The sequence below is a fragment of the Rubripirellula tenax genome, assembly GCF_007860125.1.
Lineage (GTDB): Bacteria > Planctomycetota > Planctomycetia > Pirellulales > Pirellulaceae > Rubripirellula > Rubripirellula tenax.
Genome location: NZ_SJPW01000002.1, coordinates 1,066,381 through 1,088,785, shown reverse-complemented (window position 1 = coordinate 1,088,785; position 22,405 = coordinate 1,066,381). Strand labels below are relative to the sequence as shown.

Annotated in this window: 12 protein-coding genes; all 12 read right to left on the bottom strand. The window is 55.0% G+C overall.

The features are described from left to right. Window positions 1-61 precede the first annotated feature (61 nt). Window positions 62-1,528, bottom strand: coding sequence for a sulfatase (locus Poly51_RS09810; RefSeq protein WP_146456730.1), 1,467 nt, complete (start codon window positions 1,526-1,528; stop codon window positions 62-64). Window positions 1,529-1,775: 247 nt separating this feature from the next. After that, on the bottom strand, window positions 1,776-2,525 hold the full coding sequence (locus Poly51_RS09805; protein WP_146456728.1) for an HpcH/HpaI aldolase family protein: 750 nt from the start codon (window positions 2,523-2,525) through the stop codon (window positions 1,776-1,778). A gap of 24 nt (window positions 2,526-2,549) precedes the next feature. Next, a complete protein-coding gene (locus Poly51_RS09800) occupies window positions 2,550-6,344 on the bottom strand; it encodes a sulfatase-like hydrolase/transferase (RefSeq protein WP_146456726.1) in 3,795 nt (1,264 codons plus the stop codon). A gap of 103 nt (window positions 6,345-6,447) precedes the next feature. Then, window positions 6,448-9,336 carry a glycosyl hydrolase gene (locus Poly51_RS09795; RefSeq protein WP_146456724.1) on the bottom strand — a complete coding sequence of 963 codons (2,889 nt, stop codon included), beginning with the start codon at window positions 9,334-9,336 and terminating at the stop codon, window positions 6,448-6,450. A gap of 40 nt (window positions 9,337-9,376) precedes the next feature. Further along, window positions 9,377-10,861: a sulfatase family protein gene (locus Poly51_RS09790; RefSeq protein WP_146456722.1), complete on the bottom strand. Its 1,485-nt coding sequence runs from the start codon at window positions 10,859-10,861 to the stop codon at window positions 9,377-9,379. 5 nt (window positions 10,862-10,866) lie between these two features. Further along, a complete protein-coding gene (locus Poly51_RS09785; RefSeq protein ID WP_146456720.1) occupies window positions 10,867-12,231 on the bottom strand; it encodes a sulfatase family protein in 1,365 nt (454 codons plus the stop codon). A gap of 37 nt (window positions 12,232-12,268) precedes the next feature. After that, a complete protein-coding gene (locus Poly51_RS09780; RefSeq protein ID WP_146456718.1) occupies window positions 12,269-13,999 on the bottom strand; it encodes a sulfatase-like hydrolase/transferase in 1,731 nt (576 codons plus the stop codon). 247 nt (window positions 14,000-14,246) lie between these two features. Continuing rightward, window positions 14,247-15,992, bottom strand: coding sequence for a glycoside hydrolase family 43 protein (locus Poly51_RS09775; RefSeq protein WP_146456716.1), 1,746 nt, complete (start codon window positions 15,990-15,992; stop codon window positions 14,247-14,249). Continuing rightward, window positions 15,989-17,368 carry a sulfatase family protein gene (locus Poly51_RS09770; RefSeq protein ID WP_146456714.1) on the bottom strand — a complete coding sequence of 460 codons (1,380 nt, stop codon included), beginning with the start codon at window positions 17,366-17,368 and terminating at the stop codon, window positions 15,989-15,991. Before Poly51_RS09770 ends, Poly51_RS09775 begins: the two co-directional genes overlap by 4 nt. Before the next feature lie 8 nt (window positions 17,369-17,376). After that, entirely contained in the window at window positions 17,377-18,882 is a 1,506-nt protein-coding gene (locus tag Poly51_RS09765) for a sulfatase (protein ID WP_146456712.1), read from the bottom strand. Window positions 18,883-18,891: 9 nt separating this feature from the next. Beyond that, entirely contained in the window at window positions 18,892-20,094 is a 1,203-nt protein-coding gene (locus Poly51_RS09760; RefSeq protein ID WP_186775443.1) for a BNR repeat-containing protein, read from the bottom strand. 354 nt (window positions 20,095-20,448) lie between these two features. Further along, window positions 20,449-22,404 (bottom strand): sulfatase-like hydrolase/transferase, encoded by a 1,956-nt coding sequence (locus Poly51_RS09755; RefSeq protein ID WP_146456708.1) that lies wholly within the window; start codon window positions 22,402-22,404, stop codon window positions 20,449-20,451. Between the last annotated feature and the right edge of the window lies 1 nt (window position 22,405).

Here is a 22,405-nt window from a genome sequence, read left to right as displayed (position 1 = left end):
CTTCAATGTGGGAGAGTGTTCTAGGCTCGTCGATTTAGAAATGATAGGCTGGAAGCCCCGCTTACTTCTTCGGTTTGCCCTTGCCAGGTTTGCCGACAATCGCCGTCCTGTTCTGTTTGAAACCTGCCGCATCACGCTTGGCGATCAGTTGCGCCAGTAGCATCTTCACGACCGAGGCATGCTCAGGATTTTTTGCCTGGTTCGTGAATTCGTCCGGGTCGTTTTTCAGGTCGTACAACTCCAGACCTTTCTCGCCAAAGCCCCACTGTGTGAAACGCCAATTCGCTGTGCGAATGGATTCCCCGCCGCTGCGGCTAATCGTGAAAGCCTGCTCCTTTGTCCAAGTGGGTGACTCAGTATCAACGAGCAGCGGTTTCAGGCTCGTTCCCTGAAGGGTATCCGGAGCGGTAAGTTCTGCCAGTTCGGCCAGAGTCGGATAAAGATCGACCAGTTCCGTGATCTTGGTAGTGCCACGGCCGTGCTGATCGTTGAGCCACGGCACACTGATGATAAACGGCACGCGCGTGGCCTCTTCGAACAGGTGCTGCTTCTGGAATTTGTGGTGATGCCCCAGGAGGTAGCCGTGGTCGCTGGTGAAGACGACAATCGTATTCTCCGCCAAACCTTTTTCCTCCAGAGCATCCAGGACGCGTCCGACCTGGGCGTCCATGTAGGAAACGCTGGCGTAGTAAGCCTGTAGCAGCCCTTGGTGCAGTTCCGGCGTCACTCCGTACGTTGTGCTGTTTCTTTTGTAGTCGCGGATGATTCCCGGCACGTCGTCCAGGTCATTCTCTGGCACAACCGGCGTTTCCATTGCGTTGCGATTGTACTGGTCGAAGTACTTCTTTGGTGCCACGAGCGGAACGTGCGGTCGCACGAATCCCACGGCCAGAAAAAACGGATCGTCTTTCACTTGGTCAAGGATCTCGATGGCGCGATCTGCTGCCATACCATCGGCGTGTTCGCTGTCTCCGTCGGATGCAACAACTCCAGTGAAGGTTTGCGATCCTCTGTCTTTCGGCGACCAATTTGTCAGTTCACCTGGAGCGGTTTGCTCCAGAGCTTTGACGTTGATCGCTTCGTCCCATGAGAAGGGGTCATCGCTTTCCGCTGTTCCGGCGATGATCTCAGACGGAATCCGCATGTGATAAATCTTGCTGACTCGTCCCGCGTAGTAGCCGTTGTTGCGAAACGTCTGAGACAGCGTTACTACATTGGGCATGCTGCCTCGCAAGGTGCCTTCATTGCCCAGCGTCAAATTCGAATACGGATAGAGGCCGGACATGATCGACGCACGCGACGCGCCACAGACCGGATACTGACAGTGCATGTTCTCAAACTTGACACCGCGCTGGGCGAGGCGATCGAGGTTCGGTGTTTTGCATTGCTTGTGCCCAAAACCACTCAGAGCGGTATTCAGGTCATCGGCAATCAGGAACAGGACGTTCGGCTTCTCAGCACATGCCGGTCGTTGCGGAATCAGTGTCGTTGCAATCAGGGTAAAGATTGTCAGGCAGATCGTTTTCATCTTTTGCTTTCTTTTCGATTGAATGGGAGAGACTCATTCCTTTTTCAGCAACATGGACGCAATGTCCATTTGCAGCAATTGCTGTCAACTGGCGCTGTTGGCAATCATGTATGGGGAATGGGACTTGAGCTTCTTGTTCATGGCAAGTCTAAATCCGCCCGTACAATCTCCGGTTACGACTTAGAATCTGCTTGGCTTCGGTACCCGTGATCGAAGTCGGTTCGTTCATCGAAAGGGATGACGCTTCCTACCTAAGATGCATCAACGCATCCTTGGCCGCTGTGCCGAGGAACAGCGTGTCTGTGCCGACGGTGATCAGTGTGTAGTTCTGTTCAAGAAACGGCTGTACTGCACGCGCGGACACTCCAAAAACCCCAAGCGGCATGTTGGCCGATAGGCATGAAGTGGTCACACGATTGATCGCATCTGTTACAGTTGAATCGTCGAACAAGCCCACTTTCCCAAGGCTGGCTGAAAGGTCGTAGGGGCCGAGAAAGACCGCGTCGATTCCGGGAACTCTTACGATCTCATCAATGTTTTCGACCGCTTCGGCATGCTCCGCTTGGACGATCACTGCAACTTCATCATTGGCGGACGCTAGGTACTCTTGAAATCTCGCTCCGTATCCCTGAGCGCGTCCGAGACCGATACCGCGTCGGCCTTCTGGCGCATAGCGCGCGAAGCGAACGACATCTCGCGCCTGCTCCGCTGTGTTGACCAAGGGAACAACGATTCCTTGAGCGCCAAGATCCAGAACCTTCTTAATGGGAACCTCATCGCAGGAAGGCACACGTACAACACAAGGGATGCGGTGCCCCACTGCTTGCAGAATCGCCAAAATATCCGGAGTCTCTAGCGGAGCATGTTCACTATCGAGGAACAACCAATCGAATCCACAGTCAGCAATAATTTCGGCTGTTGCAGCGTTGGGCAGCGTGATCATGGTGCCGATCAGTTTCTTGTGGTCGATCAGACGCGATCGGAAAGAATTTGTCATCGTTGTTTTTGTCCGTTGTAATGGTTAACTATCTGTACGTTTCAAGATCAGTACCCAATCTTCCTCGCGTTCCGAAGGAGGGTCCCCCAGTTTGCTCCAGTCGCCTGCCGTTTGCATAATGAACGGCCCGTCAAAGTCGCCGGTGCGCGGGTTGAACCAGCGTGCTTGAAACTCGCCACGCGCTGCGCGCATATCGAGCCGTCCTGTGCTGGTCGCGGATGGAAAGTAGATGGCGTAGACCACATTGGGCTTATGAAATACTTGAGCACCCAGCTGAAAAGATTTTCCCGAGCCCAGTCCGACTTCCAGTGTCGATTCACCTTCGACCAACTCATCTGCCGGTGACATCTCCCAGAACGGCAGGTGATTCTCTATGAACGTTCGTGCGATCGCGACGGACTTCCACAAAGCCTGCAGGTCGGGCGTCTTGAATGATTCTGTTCCGAGCAGGTCTTCGAGGATGAATTCGATTTGACCTCCCGACAGCAGGGTGGGCCAGAGTTTTTGTTTGCGATGCAATTCGGGCCGGTTGAATGGTTTCCAGGAGGCGTTTTGTCCGACGTCGAGCGTGAACTCATCCATTGATATTGGCAAAGGACGACCAGCGGCGGCGGTCGCCTTACGGAAGTCCTCCACCAGCGTATCGATGCGACGTTGATTCAGCTGGATCGACGTCATCCCAAAGCGTTTGTCACCGAATATGAATTCCAAAGCCTTCAGTGGATCGTGGGCTGAGTGAACGGTGATCGGATGACCGTAGGAATCCACCGCGCCGACATAGTCAGCAAACGAACGAATTCGTTCGGGACCCAGGTCGAAGTCAACATTGTATTCCTCGCACAAGTTCCAGCCGAGCGCATTGTGATGGCCGAACCGGGCGATCATTTCGCGATAGTACAGTTTCCGTTCAATGCCAAGCTCACCGTCATCGAGCTCGCTTTTATTGGCTTCTTCGGCTTCATTGAAGACGAAGTGCAAATTGATCCCTTGTCGCTGAGCGTGCGAGAAGACCGCTTCCCATTGCCGTAGCTTGCTCAAGTCGAAGTGACGGTTGTCGTCCGTTGGGCTTCCTTTCCGAGCTGGCTTTCCGGTCCAAGGCCACACGTCGTCGCCATCGCCACCGATGTTCATCGTCAGGAAGTACAGACTGTTGACCCTCTGATCAGAGAGGCTGTTCAGGGCACCGATGATTGCTTTGCCACTACCGTTGTTCCAGTCAGGATCGCCATCTTTCCAATCGGAAGCGTGGTCGGCGTAGCGATGATTTGCGGGTGTGTTGTCGAATCCAGCGTAGGCAAGGAAGTTCTCGGGGCTGTCGACACCGCCGCGAATCCAATGCGGTCCATCGCGAAATTTTAGGTAGTGACCACCGACGTACTCCAGACGGCCCCACTTCAAAAAGCCGGGCGCCGATGCATCACTAGGCTGGACCACGATTGTTCCGCGGTCGCCATCCAGTTTGACTGCTTGGCCAGCGTCGTCCGCCAGCGAGACGGCAACATTGGGGCCATGTCGGAGCGAGGTCTTGTAGTTCCAGACGCCTTGCTCATCCGGAGTGAACATGACTGTCCACTGGTTCCCTGATTCACCACCGTTTCCATCACCATCGAAGTAGCCGGGAACATCATAGATCTGGTGGGATGGACCGGTGAATCGAACCTGAAGTCGATAGTCGAGGAAAGGGTTTGGTTCGTTGTCGGTTTCGGAAGCCTTCGGTCCACTGAACGAGAGGGACAGCGGTTGCCACGCCACGAACTTATCGCGACCGACTTTCTGAACGTCCGCCAGCGGTTTGGTAGTCACCAATCGGGATTCCTCGGCAATCGCGTTGAAGCGCTGGTCGGGTACGCGAGTGATAACGATCCGATCCAGACTGAAACGCTGTGCCCGTCCAGAAACGACCAATCGATATTGCTCGCCCGCCTTGAACTTGTAGCGAACCGTCTTGATGGCATCGTGGTCGCCAACCACCTTGCTAGACCAGTTTTTCCAATCCAGTTCGGCGGCATTCCCCCAAAACTTCGTGTCTTTCTTGAGCCAATCCAGCGGCAGCGTCGCGTCAGCGGATTCGTAGTCACCTTCGACTCGAAAGTAGCAGTCATTACACATATCACTGCGTGCGGTGACTCCATCCTCTCCCGTCAATCGTTTGTGGGATCGAATCGAGATCCAATAATCGCCCGGCGTGTTGATGCGAAAGTCGTAGTTCAAGGGTGAATTCGGAGCACCGACGCCGGGGTTGTTGCCCATGAATTCCAGATAGCTGGTGCCAGTGAATGGTGTCAGTGTCGTGCGATTTTTCCATTCACCGAGAGGCGACGATGTGCTTTCCATTTCGATGATGACGGTTCCGTCGACCTCGTCAAAAACTTTGGATTCAGCAGGTGGAAGTGCAAAATCTTTCAGCAATTGCGGCGGTCCGCTGAGCGATTCGTCATCTCCGATTTCTTTCATTCGCTCAGAAACCATCGCTCGCAATTCTGCCAGTTTCGCCGCATGGTCCGGCAAGCCCGCAAGATTTTTCTGCTCGAATGGGTCCGCTTCAACCTGATAAAGCTCTTCTGCAGGACTGCTGTGATAGTCGTGCAGGAATGCGGCCGCCTTCGGGTCCGTTTTGGCTGCGTCGATGTACGATTGCCAGTGGTGGCCGGCGTGCGCCCAATGACCGTCGATCCGCGGGGATTCTTTGGCCCAAACGTCCGTGTGGGTGGTGTAGGCGAACTCGGGGTGCAGGTTGCGGATGTATTTCCACTTGCCCACGCGGACACTGCGAATCGGGTAGACGTTCTTGTCCTTATCACCTTTGTGCGTCGCGAAGATCACGTCGCGATGCTTGTCGGTTTCCCCCAACAGCACCTTGGAGAACGACCGTCCGTCGATTCCTGCGGGCGACGTCCCACCGGCCAAGTCGATCAGTGTCGGCATCAGGTCAATCCAACTGACCATCGCATCGGTCGTTGTGCTGGGTTTGATCTTTCCAGGCCAGACGGCAATCAACGGAGTACGGATTCCCGTTTCGTAAAGCGACCATTTCGCGAACGGCCACGGCATCCCATGATCAGACGTGTAAACGACCACGGTATTGTCCACGTCCAGGTATTTGGCGATCAGCTCTCGAGTTTCTCCGACGCGACGGTCAATGTCCTCGGCTCCTTCGACGTATCGCGTCATTTCCACTCGGGCTTCGGGCGTATCAAAGATCTTCGGCGGAATGACAACGTCTTCGGGAGCGATTCGGGCTTCTTCTTTGGGCGGCCATGCGGTGTGAGTGTCGGTCCAGCCCAGGAACAGTGCCAACGGCGGGGCGTCTTCGGGACGCTGCTCGAGAAACGATTCCACCTGATCCAGGGTCATGGTTTGTTGCAAACCGCCACCGCCGAGAAACTTGACACCGTCGGGAACGTACTGCCCATAGTGCTTCGGACCGGAGTGCCCGACTTTGCCATGAAAGACCACTTCGTAACCTTGTTCCAAAAGCGTCGGCAACAGCGAGCGGACACCGGGCTTGAGTTCAAACTCGTGGTTGCCAACGATGCCATTGCTGTACGGCATACGTCCGGTGAATAAAGCCGCGCGGCTGGGCGCACATGCCGGCGACGCGACATAGGCATTGTCGAATCGGATTCCTTCTTCCGCCAATCGCTGAAGGTTGGGCGTTTGAAACTCGTTCGCGCCATAGACGGATGAGTGATACACACCATGATCGTCCGCAATGGTGATCACGAAGTTAGGCGGTTTTGCGACGCAAATGGTCGCATGGATGATCAAGCTGAAGAGCATCAGCGGAAGAAACGATTTTCTCAAAACGGTTGAATTCATAGGGGGCACTTTTGAAACTGGCGTCTATCGCCGTAGATGGTTCAGTTGGAAGTCTGCGTTCACCGCGTTTGTCGCAGCAACGAATGTCTTTTTCGATGCGTGTTTATTCGGGGGACTTTTTTAAGCGGAGCGTTACCGGGCCGATCAGACCCGAGGGCAGCAGCGGATCAGTCGGTTTCCAATGCGAGTGAACGACAAACGTTTTCCGTGCCACGTCCGCTGGCGTCGGAATTGTGTCGCTCAACCACTTTGGCCATGGATTCCCGTGCGAGGGAAACCGCTCGTCGCCGATCAGCCGGTTGACCCAAAGATTCGTGACTTCGATCTCAAGCAGGTTGGTTCCCGTTTTGGCACCTTCGGTCACATCAACTTGAAATGGCGGCTTCCACACCGACCCCATCGATTTCCCGTTGAGAGATGTTTTTGCAATGACGCCGACCTCGCCAAGGTCCAAAACAATGCGAGATTCCATCGAAGCGAGATCGAATGAAGTTTGATACGTTGCGGAGCCCGAATAGTATTTGATTTTTTCGTCGGCGTTTTCGTGCCAAGACTGCAATGAGTCAACCGAGATCGGTTCCTGCGGTCCCCATTCCGGATCAAACCGGATCGTCCACTCGTTCAAGGTTTGGAGTGTTTTGAATGTTGAATAGCGAGTCGATCGGCTCTTTTGCGTGGTTGGTTCTCGGAAAACGACAAACAGTGATTCCAGGGGTGCCAGTGTCATTTGAACTTGCGTGCGGCCATCGGAAGTGAGCTTCCAGTTCGGTGCCTCAATGACGCCTCCGGTGATCGGATTCCAGAGTTCGGGGCCTTTGCCAGTGACTCGAAACGTTGCTTCAATTTCCCGCTGGCTGTCTAGCTGGTTGGCAACAAAGTAATAGTCGTCGGCGTCGATTCGGTGCCGGTTAAAAACCATGTCTTCTGGCAATTCACAATCGGCAACCAGCGAGGTAGCCGCCTCTGTGAATTCATTCGACGCGCGAATCAAGTGCGTGTCCCAATACTGTTTGGCGAGGGACTCGATGGTTTCGTCTTCCTCGGCATGGTCTTCTAGGGAGGGAGACCGCAGTGGTCGCGGTGCAAAGATCGCGGCACCATCGTCGGCGAGACGCCCCAACGTCGCAACGTGATCCGCGGTCATTAAATCGGCACGCTTAAGCACCAGCATTTTGTACCGAGTATCCAAGAGCGTGCCTTCGTAGGTCACACGAATATCGCCGGTTTCGTCGACCGACAGTCGGCCCAGTGAACCCATGCCGCCCAGGTCGACCTTCAAACCCGGAATCGGCTTGATATCCGGTCGCTCGACTGGGCCTAGGAAATTATTGAATCCCCGTTCATCGCCGTAGAGTGCGAGCACATCGGCTTGGAAGGTTCCCGCCTGCATCAATGCTTGGCATCGAGCGATCGAGTCCATCCACGAGCGTGATTTCATGAACCAGGTGTTGTTGCGATGGAAGTTGCCGCCGAAACGTCCCATGGACATTCCGGGCAACACATCGTCATCGAACGGTTGGTGCGCGAAGGTATGCAAGTAATAGCGGTTGACTCCTTGTGCCATGGCCCAGTCACCGTATTTCTTCAGCGTGTAGGGGTGCGCGGTCCAATCACCTTTCAAACTCGTGAACGCTTCCGCGCCGACCACATGCCGACCTGAAAGATGCGCGCCGCCGGGAACGACTTGACTTGTCCATTGCCACAAATTGCGGACGGGGCCCCGCCAAAATTCAGTCATGGGCACGTCCGCAAGCAGCGTGGTGGCGGTGGCGTCGAACGATCCGCTTCCATACGGCTCAATCGCCAACTGCAACCCGTGGTCATGACACTTCTCGGCGTAGTAGCCAAAGTAGTTTTCGTGCATCAACTCGGCCACCGTCTTGCGAAGGTCCCACAGGACGCGTTCGGTGGTGGTGCTATCGTCGATCGGGCGCCCCGACAGACAGACGAGGTACGGTGTGATGTCGTAGCCTCGGCGCGATGCAAATTCATCCGCCATCGCATCCGTCCAGTTTTGCATTCCGACTTCATAGCTGTCGATCAGAATGGTCGTGAAGGCTGGGAGTCGACTGGCGTCGGCAATGACTTTTTCAATCAACGCATCCCAATGAACCTCTGCCGCTGCTCGACTGAGTTTGTCGATTTCCAGTCCGACCCCGCCGCGAGACCCCGGCTTGTTCATCGCTCGAGTCGACGCGTAGCCCACTCGCATGATGATCCATTCGCCGGCGGGCGGATTCCAGTCGAGCTTTCCGGATTCGTCCATTTTGCTGGTCAGATTGACAATGGAATCACGCCGGATGATCGCCCTGGTGGGAGCTTCGCGATGATCGGGGGAAAAATCTTCCGCTTTGGCTTTCGATACCAGGAGTGCCTTTTCTTCCCAATTCGCAATTCGATACTTCAGGTTCGCCGGTGCGGGAAACGCCAGCACTGCGATGTCGCGATAGAAATCGTTTGGCTTTCCCTTGGCATCTTTGCGTTGTGACTCGCGAAGTTCGGGCGTCGCCAGTTGAATGTTGGGTGTGCGATCTTTGGCTGCGGCGGCAACCGTCGCTTCGCTCCAAACGAGCGTTTTCATCGAGTCCTCCGGCGTGACCCAGGGGCCGCCACTGCTGGACCACCCCGACGCATTGTTGAAACCCGCGTCCAGCCCCAGACGATCGGCTTCTGCAAACGCAAACTTCAGCAGTTCGTGATACTTCGGCGAGTTGTAAACGATCGGTCCGGCGGGCATCGCGGCACCCACATCAAATTGCTGATAGCCACCAAGACCGACCGCCTTCATCGCTTCGAGGTCTTTTGTGATTCCGGCTTTGGACACATGCCCGTTCATCCAGTGCCACCAAGTGTAGGGGCGAGCGGCATCGGGCGGATTGCGGAAAGTCGCTTCGACCGGGGACTGTGCGATCGGGGACTGTGCGATTGCCGATGCGCTCAAGGCGACATGAATCGCCAAGACAAACGCGAGCGCGCCGGAGAGTTTCATCATCGTATGGTCTTTAGCTGTGGAAATGGTTTGGACTCTCTTGTTATCGAGAGGGACTCATCTTGTCGGTGGGCTTGGACACATCAAGTACAACAGGCAACGGGAAGTCTTTCAGGAAACGTGGCTTGCCGCTGAGGGATTGGTCATCGCCGACTTCCCGCATTCGTTTGGAAACCATGGCTCGCAGTTCCGCCAACTGCTCGGCGTGTTCGGGCGATGCCGCAAGGTTGTTTTGCTCGAACGGGTCATCCGCGATTTGATAGAGTTCTTCGGCGGGATTACTGTGATAGTCGTGCAGGAACGCCGCGGCGGCTGGGGCGGTCTTGGCGGCTTCGAGGTAGGACGGCCAGTGCTTGCCGCCGTGGCTGGGAGCTCCCGGCTTGCGTGGCCCGGCTGTGCCGAGCACATCAGTATGAGTCGTAAATGCGAACTCGGGATGCAGGTTCAAAATGTACTTCCAATGGCCAACACGCACCGAGCGAATCGGATACACGTTCATGCCCTTGTCGCCCTTGTGCGTGGCAAAGATTGCGTCGCGATGTTGATCGGACTTGCCGTACAGAACATCGGCAAACGATTTGCCATCGATATCCTTGGGAAGTCCGCCACCTGCTAGGTCGATCAATGTCGGCATAAGATCGATCCAACTGACCATCGCATCAGTCGTCGTTCCCGGTCGAATTTTACCGGGCCAAGCGACGATCATCGGTGTGCGAATTCCGGTTTCGTAAAGCGACCATTTGGCGAATGGCCAACAGAAACCATGGTCGGATGTGTACATAACCAAGGTGTTGTCGGCATCCAAGTACTTCGCGATCAGTTCCCGCGTTTCTCCAAGTCGGCGGTCGATCCGTTCGGCCGCTTCGACGTACCGCGACATTTCGGCCCGAGCCTGGGGCGTGTCGTAGATGCGAGGTGGAATCACAACATTGGCGGGTTCGACGCGAGCTTCCCGCTGAGGCGGCCAAACTGAATGCGTGTCGGTCCAACCCAGGAACAGTGCCAGCGGCTTGGCGTCTTTCGGCCGATCTCGCAAGAACGCTTCGACACTCGTCAACGTTCGGATGGGGCGACGTTCGTCTTTGTCCAGTCGCTTCACTTCGTCGGGAACATAGGCCCCGTGATGCATCAGCCGACCGTGGCCGACTTTTCCATGGAATGCGACTTCATAGCCCTGTGCGATCAGTTGTGGCAACAACGATTCAACGCCGGGTTTCAGTTCAGTCTCGTGATTGCCGACGATCCCGTTGCGGTAGGGCATCAGTCCAGTGAACAAAGCCGCTCGGCTTGGCCCACATGCCGGCGAGGCCACGTACGCATTGTCAAACCGAATGCCGTCGGCAGCCAGTTGTTGCATGTGGGGAGTCTGGAATTCAGGCGATCCATAAACAGACGAATGATGGAAGCCGTGATCGTCCGCGATCGTGATCACGAAGTCCGGCGGCTTGGCAACACAGATGGTCGCCGAGACCATCAGGCCAAAAAACACCAGCGGAAACAGTGATTGTCGTTGGGAGATGCGGTTCATTGAATTCAGTTGGATTCCGCCTGGTTGAGTTTTCCAACAGGACGTGCGTTGGTCGAAATTTCGGCACCGCGTTTCGCAGCTTCCGCCTTTAGTCGTGCTGCGATTTCGGGATGTTTTTCCCGGACGTCGGTCGTTTCGTAGGGATCCGCCTCGAGGTCAAAGAGCGCGGTTTCGAATTCGCCGACCGGACGGGTTCGATGGTTCGTCGGACGATTGTCGTATCGCTTGGGAGGTTGGTCACCGGATCCCAAGAACAGTTTCCATTTGCCCTGTCGAATTGCGTCCAGTCGCCCCGTTTGGCTCCATCCGTAGTACAGTTGGGTCTCACGTACCGGAGCGGGATGGGCGTCAAACAACAGACTTGAAATGTCAGACCCATCAATCGGTCGTGCCGGATCCAAGTCCGCCGATGCCAAGTTTGCGACCGTTGGCAAGATATCGATGGTGCCTGTGATCTGACGACAGGTCGTTCCTGGCCGGATTTTTCCCGGCCAACTCATCACAGTGGGGACGCGAACACCGCCCTCGTGAGTGCTTCCTTTGACGCCACGCAACTTTCCAGCGGGATGATGGGCGGGACCGTTGTCGGAGGTGAAAATGACCAGAGTGTTTTCGGCAAGTCCTAGTCGGTCGATCGTGTCGTTGATCTGCCCCACTGACCAATCAATTTCTTCGATCGCGTCGCCCAAGATTCCCATCGTGCTTTTGCCTTTGAATTCTTCCGACGCAAACAAGGGCGTGTGAATCATCGGGTGCGGCAAGTAGACGAAGAATGGTTCGTCTTGATGGTCGGTGATGAAACGAATGGCACGCTCGGTAAACCGTTTGGTGAATTGCGATTGGTCGGGTTCGGTTTCGGCGATCCTGTCGTTTTCATAAAGGGGAAGCGGCGGAGCTTTTCCCTTCATGTAGTCGTCCGTCATGTTGTTGCTGTACGGAATGCCGAAGTACGTATCGAATCCTTGCTGATTGGGAAGGAATTCGGTTTGATGTCCGAGATGCCATTTTCCAATGCAGGCCGTTGCATAACCTTTGGCTTTCAACAAATTGGCGAGGTTCGTTTCGTCTGGGTTGAGTCCGATCTCTGAAGTCGGCTGCAAGACCGATGGCATTGAAATACGAGCGTGATAGCATCCCGTCAACAAACTCGCCCGCGACATCGTGCAAACGGGACTGGCGTAGAATTCGGTAAACGTTCGCCCCCGCTGTGCCATCGCCTCAATGTTCGGTGTGCGAAGAATTTCGTTGTCGAACGGGCTGACGTCGCCGTACCCCATATCGTCAATGAAGATGAGGACAATGTTCGGACGTTCGGCTGCTTGAACAGACAACCCGCAGGCAAGCAGTGCTGTAAGAATGAAATTCCGCATGGTCGGCACAATGGATCAGGTAGAGGGGTGGTGAATGTCAATGATTGCGATGACGCAAAAAGATCTCGCGTATAGGAATGTCGTTCGCCGCTTCGGCAACATAGACGGCACATCCATCGAGGTCGTCAATTTTCGCCGTGACCGTCACTCGCTGTGGCGAACGCCAATTGGTTGGCGTGAATGTGAGTGACGTGGGTGCCAGTTCGATGCTCTCGACACCGCTTCGCTTGTGGAAATTGACCGTCAACGGCCCATCCGGAGCCACATTCATGGCAATCGTAAAACTGCTCGTTTCGCCAGAAGCGATGTTCAGATAGGGCTGGTCAATTGATGTGATGATCGACTGCCGCGTCGCGGGCTCCAGCATCGGTGAATCCGAACGGATTCTTGCATTGGTTTTGTCCATTTGTTGCTTCATCGCAATGGATCGTTCCGGATGCGAGTCGCTGACATCATTAAGCTCGCTTTGATCTTTTCCGATATCAATCAATCGGTTTGAAAACTGTTTGAGACCTCGGTCGCTAATCGCGACAATTCCTTTGCCTCGATCGTGAGGAACAAAGGGACGTGGTGAAGTCACCGCAGGAAGCCCCGTCAGGAACGGCCAGACATTGAAACCGTCCAGTTCACGGTCACTGGGGATTTCGGCACCGGCAATGTCCGCGAACGTTTTCCACCAGTCCAGCCCGGTGACCGGTTCGGATGAAATCGCATTCTTTGGAACGACGCCCGGAAACCGCACGATTGCAGGGACTCGAGTGCTTCCTTCGTAAGCTTCAAATTTCGCGCCGCGGTAGGGATAGCCGGTGCCCGAGATGCCGGGAACGCCTTGTCGTGCTTTGGGATGATTCGACCATGATCCATTGTCCGACGTGAAGACGACCAGAGTTTGGTCGGCAATGCCAAGTTCATCGAGATGCTTGAGCATCTGTCCGATGCGATGATCGAGTTCGTGAACGACATCGTGGTAGTCGCTCGAAATCTCAACGGTGTCGGTCGTGCGATCGCCTTTCAGGTAACGACGTTTGCCAAGCAACTTGTCGACGCTGCCCACGAAATCAGGATGAGCAACGTTACGATAGTGTGGCTGATGGCAAGCAAAGTAAACGAAGAACGGATCGTCGTGAGGTTTTTCGATGAACGCCATCGTTTTCTGCGTCAGTCGCAACAACTCCGTCTCACGCTGCCCCGAACTCGGTTCGTAGAGATCAAAGCCATGCAGCGTCGGCTGATGCTGTTCTGCTTTCCCAAGATGCCACTTCCCAAATGCGGCCGTGCGATAGCCAACGCTCTTGAGCATTTCCGGAATCGTGTTTTCTCGACTGGGGATTCCCGCGTCCATCTTATTGCTGATGATGCCCCCGAGCCCAAATCGCGAAGGTGTTCTTCCGGTCAACAAGGCGAGACGAGAGGGAGAACAAACAGACGAGGGCGAGTGATAGCAGGTCAGCTTGACGCCTTGTTGGGCCAGGGCATCCAAGTTCGGCGTGATTGAGATAAGCTTCCCTTTGATGATCTCAGACGCTTGATTGGCGGCTGCGTAGGCGCTCTTTTCGGGATAGGGCGCGGGTGCATCGTCTTCGGCAAGCTGACCTTCGACCAAATCACCAGGGTATCGATAGCAGCCGATGTCGTTGTAGGCCAAGTCGTCCACGTAAAACAGCAAGATGTTCGGCCGTTGGGGATCAGTGGCCGATGCCGATCCAGTCATCAGCAAAACCAAGTACGCGCCAACAATGCCATGGATGAACAGACAGCGGTTTGTCATTGCGGTGATGAAGGAAAGCACGGTGATGGTTCGTTTTATTGCAATTTTATGAAGGGAACAGTCGATCACTTTTTCGCCAACGCCCAGGCTGCGGCGATCTGAAACTCTGGTGAGGAATCGGAAAGTGCTTGCAATTACTCGGGCTGCGACTGGGCGACTGCCTGAACTCGCGACACCATCGCTGTCAAACCAAGCCAGCAAAAGAGCACAACGAAAATTGTTTGATGAGGTGCGTTGTTTTTTATCTTCATTGTTTTACCGCTGCTTTGGGACCGTCGTAGTCGAAGGTAAACCAGTCAACATCAACGTGGCCTGCTTCGATTGCGTTTAGCGAGTAAAAGCCTACCAAGTTGGGCGTGAAGCCTGAAAAACGTAGCCGTACTTGGCTTCCAAGCGGCAGGAATGTTTCGCCGTCGAGGCTGTAGGAGAAATCAGCGAGGCCGTCGTCGATGGTGCTGCGGAACCAAATTTCCGACTGCTCGATGCGCGGTCCCTTAACAACCTTGGGCTGCGCGGGATCACCGTGCTTGAAGAACAGCTGTAGGTTTCCGTCTTGTGGTTTCTTGACACCGATGCTGTTGTTCTCTTTCGCCGATACATGAAATCCGCTTTCTTGCCCAGCAACCATGCCTGATAGATCAAACTTGGCGGTGATCACGTTGGCTTTCTGCCCCATCAATCGTTGGCCCAATAAATTCGGCAAATGGTTCAGGCTCTCGGGCGTGCCTTGAAGACTGCGTACGCAAGACTTCAAACGCAGATAGCCGGGCCGCTCGGTCAAAGAGTATCGCTCGACGTGTGGGTTGAAACGCCACAGCCATTGCAGCCCCAATAGCGGGCCGTCGAAATCATCGTCCGATGCTGGCGCTGTTACCGGAAACCCATCGATCGGTTTCTTGTGCTTCCAGACGACTTCACCGATTCCGTCGCCATCGGTGTCGACACCAATCAGTGGCCAGCCGTCTTTCCAGGCTACCGGCTCAAGCATTTGGGGCCGACCGGTATAGCGTTCTTCATCGCTGCCTCGTGCGAGCTGGTGAATGAACCACCATGATCCGTCATCCAGCTTCAGTAATGTCCCTTGCGAGGGACAGCGGTCGGTCCCGTTTCCGTTTTCCATTGCCAAACGAACTTCCCAGGGGCCTGACATTTGTTTGGCTCGCCCGAACGTGGCCATCCGTTGGCGGACACCCTCGTGATCGTGCCAGTGAGCGTTCATGTAGTAGTACCAACCGTCGAACTTGTACAGTTTCACCGCCTCACCGTGCAAATCGCCTTCAACCAAAATTCCTTCGTTCCGATTATCCAGTAGTCGAGTGCCGTCCCAGGACATTTCGTAAATGTATTTACCGTGCGCTGCGAGATAGGCTTTGTTCGTTTCCTGATCCCAGAAGACGCCTGGATCAGTACTGTCGATCGACGCGCCATCCTTGAATCGAATTTCTTTGGGCTCCGACCATTTTCCCTCCATACTGTCCGCTTTGGAATAGACGATTGTTAAGAGCTGACGTCTGTCTTTTCTGTCAGCGGCGCGGTGCAGTTGGTTAAAACACCAGTAGGCAAAATAGTGTTCGCCATTGAAACCAAATGAACCTGCCCAAGTACCACGATTCTCCATCGACTTCTTGTGCCCCATGTCAAACTGATCGCTGTACGTGATGGGTGCCGGCATAATCGTGCTTGAAAACTCCCAGCTCACCAAATCCTTCGACTTGAGGATGATCATGCCAGGCGTTTGATGATTTGTCGAAGACATCATGTAGAACGTATCGCCAACGCGAATCACATCGTTGTCTGGATAGTTGGATTCCAAGACCGGGTTGCGGTAGGTGCCGTCTCCCTGGTCCCCCCAGTTGCCGGTCCGCGACGGATCGACAACGCCCTGGTTCTCATCGCTGGCGGTGGCAACATTCGGTTTCTCAGCAGCGATCGCTGACGGAATGGCAATCGCCAGCAAGAGTCCGGCTTGAAGGACGCGTTTGAAATGATTCATGGGTTCTTTCGGAGGGTCGGCTCTTTTCCATCGAGGTAAAAGTCGAAGTAGTTTGTGGCCGCTTGCGTCATGCGGCTTGCATCTAGCCCCGGCGGATTGAGTTGTTCCGCCCAGGCGGAAAGCTTTTTACGCAGAGCCGACGCGATCGTTGGATGCTTCGCTGCCAAATTGTGTTGCTCTTCGATGTCCGCATCCAAGTCATACAAGTACTCGCGATCGCCGCCCCGCAGAAGTTTCCAGTTACCTTCGCGGATGGCGGACTGGGCACCCCAGCGCCACGTTAGGAAATTGTGCGGCGCGGCCGTGTTTTTGCCACTCAAGAACGGAATTAAGTTAACGCCGTCCAGATCACCTGGTTTGGTTTGAATTTTGGCCAGCGCCGCAGTCGTAGCGGCCACGTCCAAGGCACTGATTGGGTGTTCGTAAACTTGGCCAGCGGTGATCGTTCCCGGCCACGAGACAACGAACGGTGTGTGCATGCCGCCTTCGGCTAGCATCCCCTTCTCTCCGTTAAGTGGATCGTTGAGCGAACCGTCCCAACCGGGGCCACCGCCGGGCGCATCACGTTTGTAGATTTTCAATGGCGCTCCATTGTCGCCGATGTAAAAGATCAAAGTTTTCTCAGTCAGGTTGTGTTCGGCGAGCGTTGCGGTGATCAGTCCAACCCCGTCATCGACGGCTGACAACATCGCGAGGGCTTGACGTCTGCGTTCGGGCATCTTCCCAGGAAATCGATCGAGGTACTTTCGAGTCGCATCAAGCGGAACGTGCGGAGCTCGATAGGCCACGTACAAGAAGAACGGATTGTCTTTGTAGCGATGGATCAGTGACGCGGCGGCGCGGCTGCATCCATCAACGTGATACATCTCTGGTGGCAGGCTCGACATCTCGCGATCCTCGCCATCCAAAGTGATGTTTGATGAAAACGGTTGTTGCGAATTCTGGTTGAAGACATGCTTGAAACCATGATCGGTGATCCGAGGTCCGGGGCCGAGATGCCATTTGCCGAATTGTGCCGTAACGTAACCTGCCGATTGCAGTCGCTCGGCGATGGTAAGTTCGTCGTCGAAACCTTTCAATGACGCGCCGTTTGCTTCCACACCGAACTTGGACAGAAACTTACCGACCAGCAACCCCGCCCGCGACGGAATGCACTGCGGCGCGGTGCTGTATCCATTTCTCGCCAAGACACCGCTCCGTGCCAACGCATCAACATTGGGCGTCTTGATGTCAGTAAGAAATCCTTGACAAGACAAGTCGGCGTGGCCGTGGTCGTCCGTGTAGAACACGATGATATTTGGCCGATCATCTGCGGCATGAACCGATGATGGCGAAAGCCAAAGCAAAGAAAGACAGATAGTGAGAAACTTGTTCAATTGGATACTCAAGGTGAAGTGGCGTTGCGAAGGCGATTGAGGTTGTACTTCGAGTCTTTGGGGATCTGTCTGGGTGGAGCCGCTTGCTTGGGCAGCCCATTGGCGAGTCGAGCTTTTGTGTTCGCCATCTTTGAATCGCTCGCCAGATTGGTGAACTCGTTGGGGTCGTTTTCCAAATCGTACAGTTCTTCAAAGCCATCGTGATACCGAATGTATCGATAGCGATTATCTGACACGGCGTGTGATGGTTCCTCTGCGAATACGAACGATGTCAACGAAAGACGGTCGTGTTCGGTAGTTGGGGCTTTGATCTGCGCAACTAACGAATGGCCATCGCATTGAGCTGGAATCGGCAGCCCTGCAAGTTCGCAGAGTGTGGGATAGACGTCGGTGAGTGTTGCAGGTTGACGCGTGCTTGTGCCATCTGCACTTACGCCGGGAACATGGATGAACAGCGGAACGCGTGTGGTTTGATCCCAAAGACAGAACTTTTCCCAGTTGTCTTTTTCGCCAATGTGAAAACCGTGGTCGCTCCACAGCACCACAATCGTGTTGTCGTTCATTGGTGAAGCGTCAAGGGCGTCCAGCAAACGCCCGAGCTGATGATCGGTGTAGCTGATGCTGGCCAGATAGCCTTGCATCAGCTTTTCCCATTGCTGGTTCTTTACGACCCAGTGGTGCCACGGCTGACGCTCGGGCGGTCGCGAATCAACAAGGTCGTTCTCGACGACTTCGGGGAGTTTAATCGATTCCAGTGGATGCATATCGAAGTACTTCTGCGGCACCTCGAATGGAATGTGCGGTCGAAACAGACCCACAGCCAAGAACAACGGCTTGTCGTGTGGTTTGGCAAGTTGCTCGTTCGCCCAATTGACCACCATGTGGTCCCCGGTTTCTTCATCGGACACCGGTAGTGGTTGCGCCCCGAAAAGTTGCTGTGGACCGAGCGGCCGTCCCGGCGTCAATCCGGCTTTGGCATCGGGAATCAACTTGGGCCGTGGCCAGTCTTTCGAGATCGGATCGAGTGGGTCGCCACGGTATTCATCCCAGGCGCCAGGATCGTTTTGCGAATCGCCAGGCGTCCACTGCAACGCATGAAAAATTTTTCCACCACCCACAGCGTGATAGCCGTGATCACGAAAATGCTGAGACAAGACAACGGCATCTTTCAGTGCTGGTGATTCATCACGCCAGCGTGGCCCATGAGCACCGAACAGATTTTTGTAGATGCCAGACGTCACCGGGTGCACGCCTGTCATCATCGCCACACGCGAAGCGTGGCAAGCGGGCGCGGCACAGTGAGCGTTGGCAAAGCTCACACTATGTCGAGCCAGCCGATCAAAGTTGGGGCTACTTACACCGGGATGATTGTCCAGCGGCGAGATGTAGTCGTTCAGGTCATCGACGGCGATGAACAAAACGTTCGGTTTCGGGTTGCTGGTTGGACGTTCTTCGGCCCAAACCGAAATCGGCGACAGCAGAACCAAGAATAGAGTGAAGTAGAATCGTGACATAGTTTTTCTTTATTGATCCTCTGTGGCGAAGTCGATCACGCTTACCTTGGTTCCGTTTTGACCGATGACGGAAACCACTCTATCGTGTTGCCATCGATGGCGGTCGACGACGTAGCGGCTGTCTCTGCAAAGATCTTCGATCGGCGTGCTGATCCGGGTGAGCCCCTCTTTGCCGCTGCTCTGTCGGTAGAGTCCACTTTCGGCGACGACCAATCGTGGTTCTGGGCGTGCGATCAGCACTCCAAGAATGGATCCTTCTCCGCGAATCCACTCTCCCGTCGAAGCCTTCCGAACGGCAGTCATGGGGCGACCACTTGGACCTTTCATTAGGACGTGGATGTCACCGGCATCGTCGACTGACATCGATCCGCCATTGACGTAGAAAGAACCGGGTGGGATGTCCAGCACCGCGATCCCTGGTGAATCGGCAGAGATAAACTTGGAACCTCGCACAGCGATTTCCGTGCCCGTACTATTTTTCCAGATTTGGCCGTGGTCATCACTGTACGCGTAGCAAAGGTCATGGCAGGTGCGTGCATCGGGTGTGTCTCTCCAGCACCACGTTAGGTGTCGGCGTCCCTTGTGGACAACCATCGTGTGCGGATAGGCGTTGACGGTTCCGTTGCCCCCAGACCAATGCTTGTCGATGAGCTTGCTGGAACCTGGATCATTGATGATCCAGCAGCCGGCATGGTATTCGAATAGATGGGAATCGGCGCTACCGGAACCGACGTTGAGTCGCAGGTACAAAGAAAGTCGATCACCGTCGCGAACAAAACTCGGATACGTGACGGTTTCCAGCTTCGGTCCACCCAGATTGTCCTCAGCGGCTCCGAAGAGTGCTTCTGTCCATGTGAACTCCTTCGGCTTATTCGCGAGGCCCGGGCGGCTGCATCGATAGTGCAACGTTGACACATGATGGTCGAAAGCCAGATGAATCACGCCGTCACTTGAGATTCCCATTGCAACCTTTTCATGACCGTCACCAAAACCTCGGGCCTTTGGTCCCGCACTACCACGGTTGATGTTGGACGTGCGTTGATAGCCACCCAGCGATGCACATTCCCAAGTTCCCTGTGGCAGTTCGCGACGCGCAACTGTTACTTGTTTGCTGGCATCCCAGAATGCTGCGTACTGCCAACCTCGATACGTCTGCAACGCTCCGGCGCCAAAATTCCAGAGCGCACCCGGCCGTACGATTGTTTTGGGCATTCCTTCGTCAGAGACGGTCGAAACCTCGAACTTCGCGGCAAAGGCAGATTGGCAGCGTGCTTCGCAGTGAGACACACTCGCAATGACGAAGAATATTATGAGAAGATGATTTGTGTTCATACGTGTTCAATGGAGCGTGTCAGTGTCGAAATCGTGCTCACACCGAGCAACATTTTCCAATAGTGAAACTCAGTGATTGCCGTAACACTGCGGTGAATCGCCGATGCGAAAGCGAGTTGACCGGATTCTAGTCGACGGCCAACACCGATCCGGGCAACAGGAAAATGCCGATTACCGCACTGAGAGACATGATGGCGCTTCGTTTGACGGGTACTTGTGGAATGAACGAGCCAGTCACTTTTTCGCACGCATTTGATTGTTGGCTGGTGGCACCTTCACGCCGAAACGCAATAGGATGCTCTTCATCAGCTTCCATGGGTTCGAGTTGAAACGGCCATCATCCAAGTCGTCTGTGGCTGTACCGGACGTCGGCCACTTGGCGAAATTCTCACGCAGTCCTTCGGCTTTCGTTCCGCAATCGTCCAGCGCCGTTAGGGCAGCCATCGACAGCAAAGTGTTGTTGCGATCGCGGGGAGCGTACTCGGCGAGAATGTTGAGTCCCCGCGTAGCAACCGAATCGGAACCATGTTTAACGATCGCCCATGCGGCGGCGATTTGAACGTCTGGCGAGGCATCGGTGAGGGCATTGAGCAATTCGGATTCTGATGCGGCAATGGCATTGTCGCCTCGCATCACCAACCCCATCGCAGCCCAGAATCGCACGATTGGATCGGCATCACTCAGGCGATCGCGAAGCTGCGGCACGGCTTCGTTTTTTAACATTGATGCAAGCTCTGCGGTCTCCAGCACGCGTGTAAACGCGTACCGCTGCTCATCATGCCCAAAGTCGTACGGGGATTCGGCGAGTTGGAATCGTTCTTGCTCGGGGATGAACCCGACATCGCGAATGCGTGCAGCGTGATTCCGCTGAGCCGTTCGCAGTTTCAGCAAGGCATCCTGATGTTGTGGCGAATCGGCAAGGTTGTGGACTTCATCTGGATCGCTTTTCAGATCGTACAGCTCCTCGGGTGCCTTAGGAGCGGTCCAGAATAGACTCTGTGTTGCGTTCAATTTCCCAGCATCGTAGAGCTTTCGCCAAGCGTGCGTCGAGGAATGACTGAGCCGGATCTGCGATTCCACCCGTTGGCCTTGCGACAGATGCGGCATGTAGTTGCGTAGATAGACATATCGCCCGTCAAAAACGCTTCGCACAAGGTCGATTCGCTCATCCATCCGTCCCCGGAATCCGTGAACAAACGGTTGCGCCGGAGCCGGACGCTCGCCGGCAAACGCGTGTCCCTGCATCCAGTCGGGCGGTTGGATGCCTGCAATGCTGAGCATCGTTGGCGCGAAATCGACAAACGAGATCAGACGGTCCGAGCGACCACCGGGTTGGTATTCCGGAGGAGCCAGATGCTGGTGTTTTTCCGGAAAGTAGACAACCACGGGAACATGCAGGCCGGCATTGTTGGGCCAGCGTTTATTGCGAGCCAGCCCAGCCCCATGATCGGCAAAGTAGAACACGATCGTGTCTTCGTTCAGTCCCGACTTCGTAAGTTCCGCGAGACGTTTTCCTGCCTCAGTATCCACTGCTGTAACACTGTCGTAGTAACGAGCCCACTCGCCGCGCACGGCCGGATGATCGGGGTGATAGGCCGGCACACGGACCTTGCTGCGATCGTGATCCGACTGATCCTTGATATCGTGGATCTTGCCTTCATGACTTTCGGTGTGGTTGAAGTACGCGAAAAACGGCCTTCCATCCGGGCATTGATTCCAATGGGCACGATGAGGTGACTCGTCCCACATCTCATCCGGCTTCGCAAAATTGTAGTCTTCTTTGCCGTTGCCCACGCAGTAGTATCCGACCTCTCGCAGAAGCTGCGGGAACATCTTCTTGTTCGCCGGCATCTCCACCATGCTACGCATGTGCTCGCCGCCGGTGCTGGTTCCATAGAGTCCCGACCATAGCGTCGTTCTGGCCGAAGCGCAAACGGGAGCGTTTGACCAAGCGAAATCGAAGCACATTCCGCGACGGGCAAGTTTGTCGACGTTGGGCGTCGTCGCAAAATTGTCGCCGTAGCATCCCATGTGCGGACCATGGTCCTCGGCAACGATCCAGAGAATGTTGGGACGGTCAGGGCGGTCCCCATGGTTTTCTGCTGCGCATGCCAACGCAGCTAACAACAAGCATCCAACGCAGCTAACGGCGATGGCACTGATGCTGAAGTGACGAGTGTCGTTGTTCATC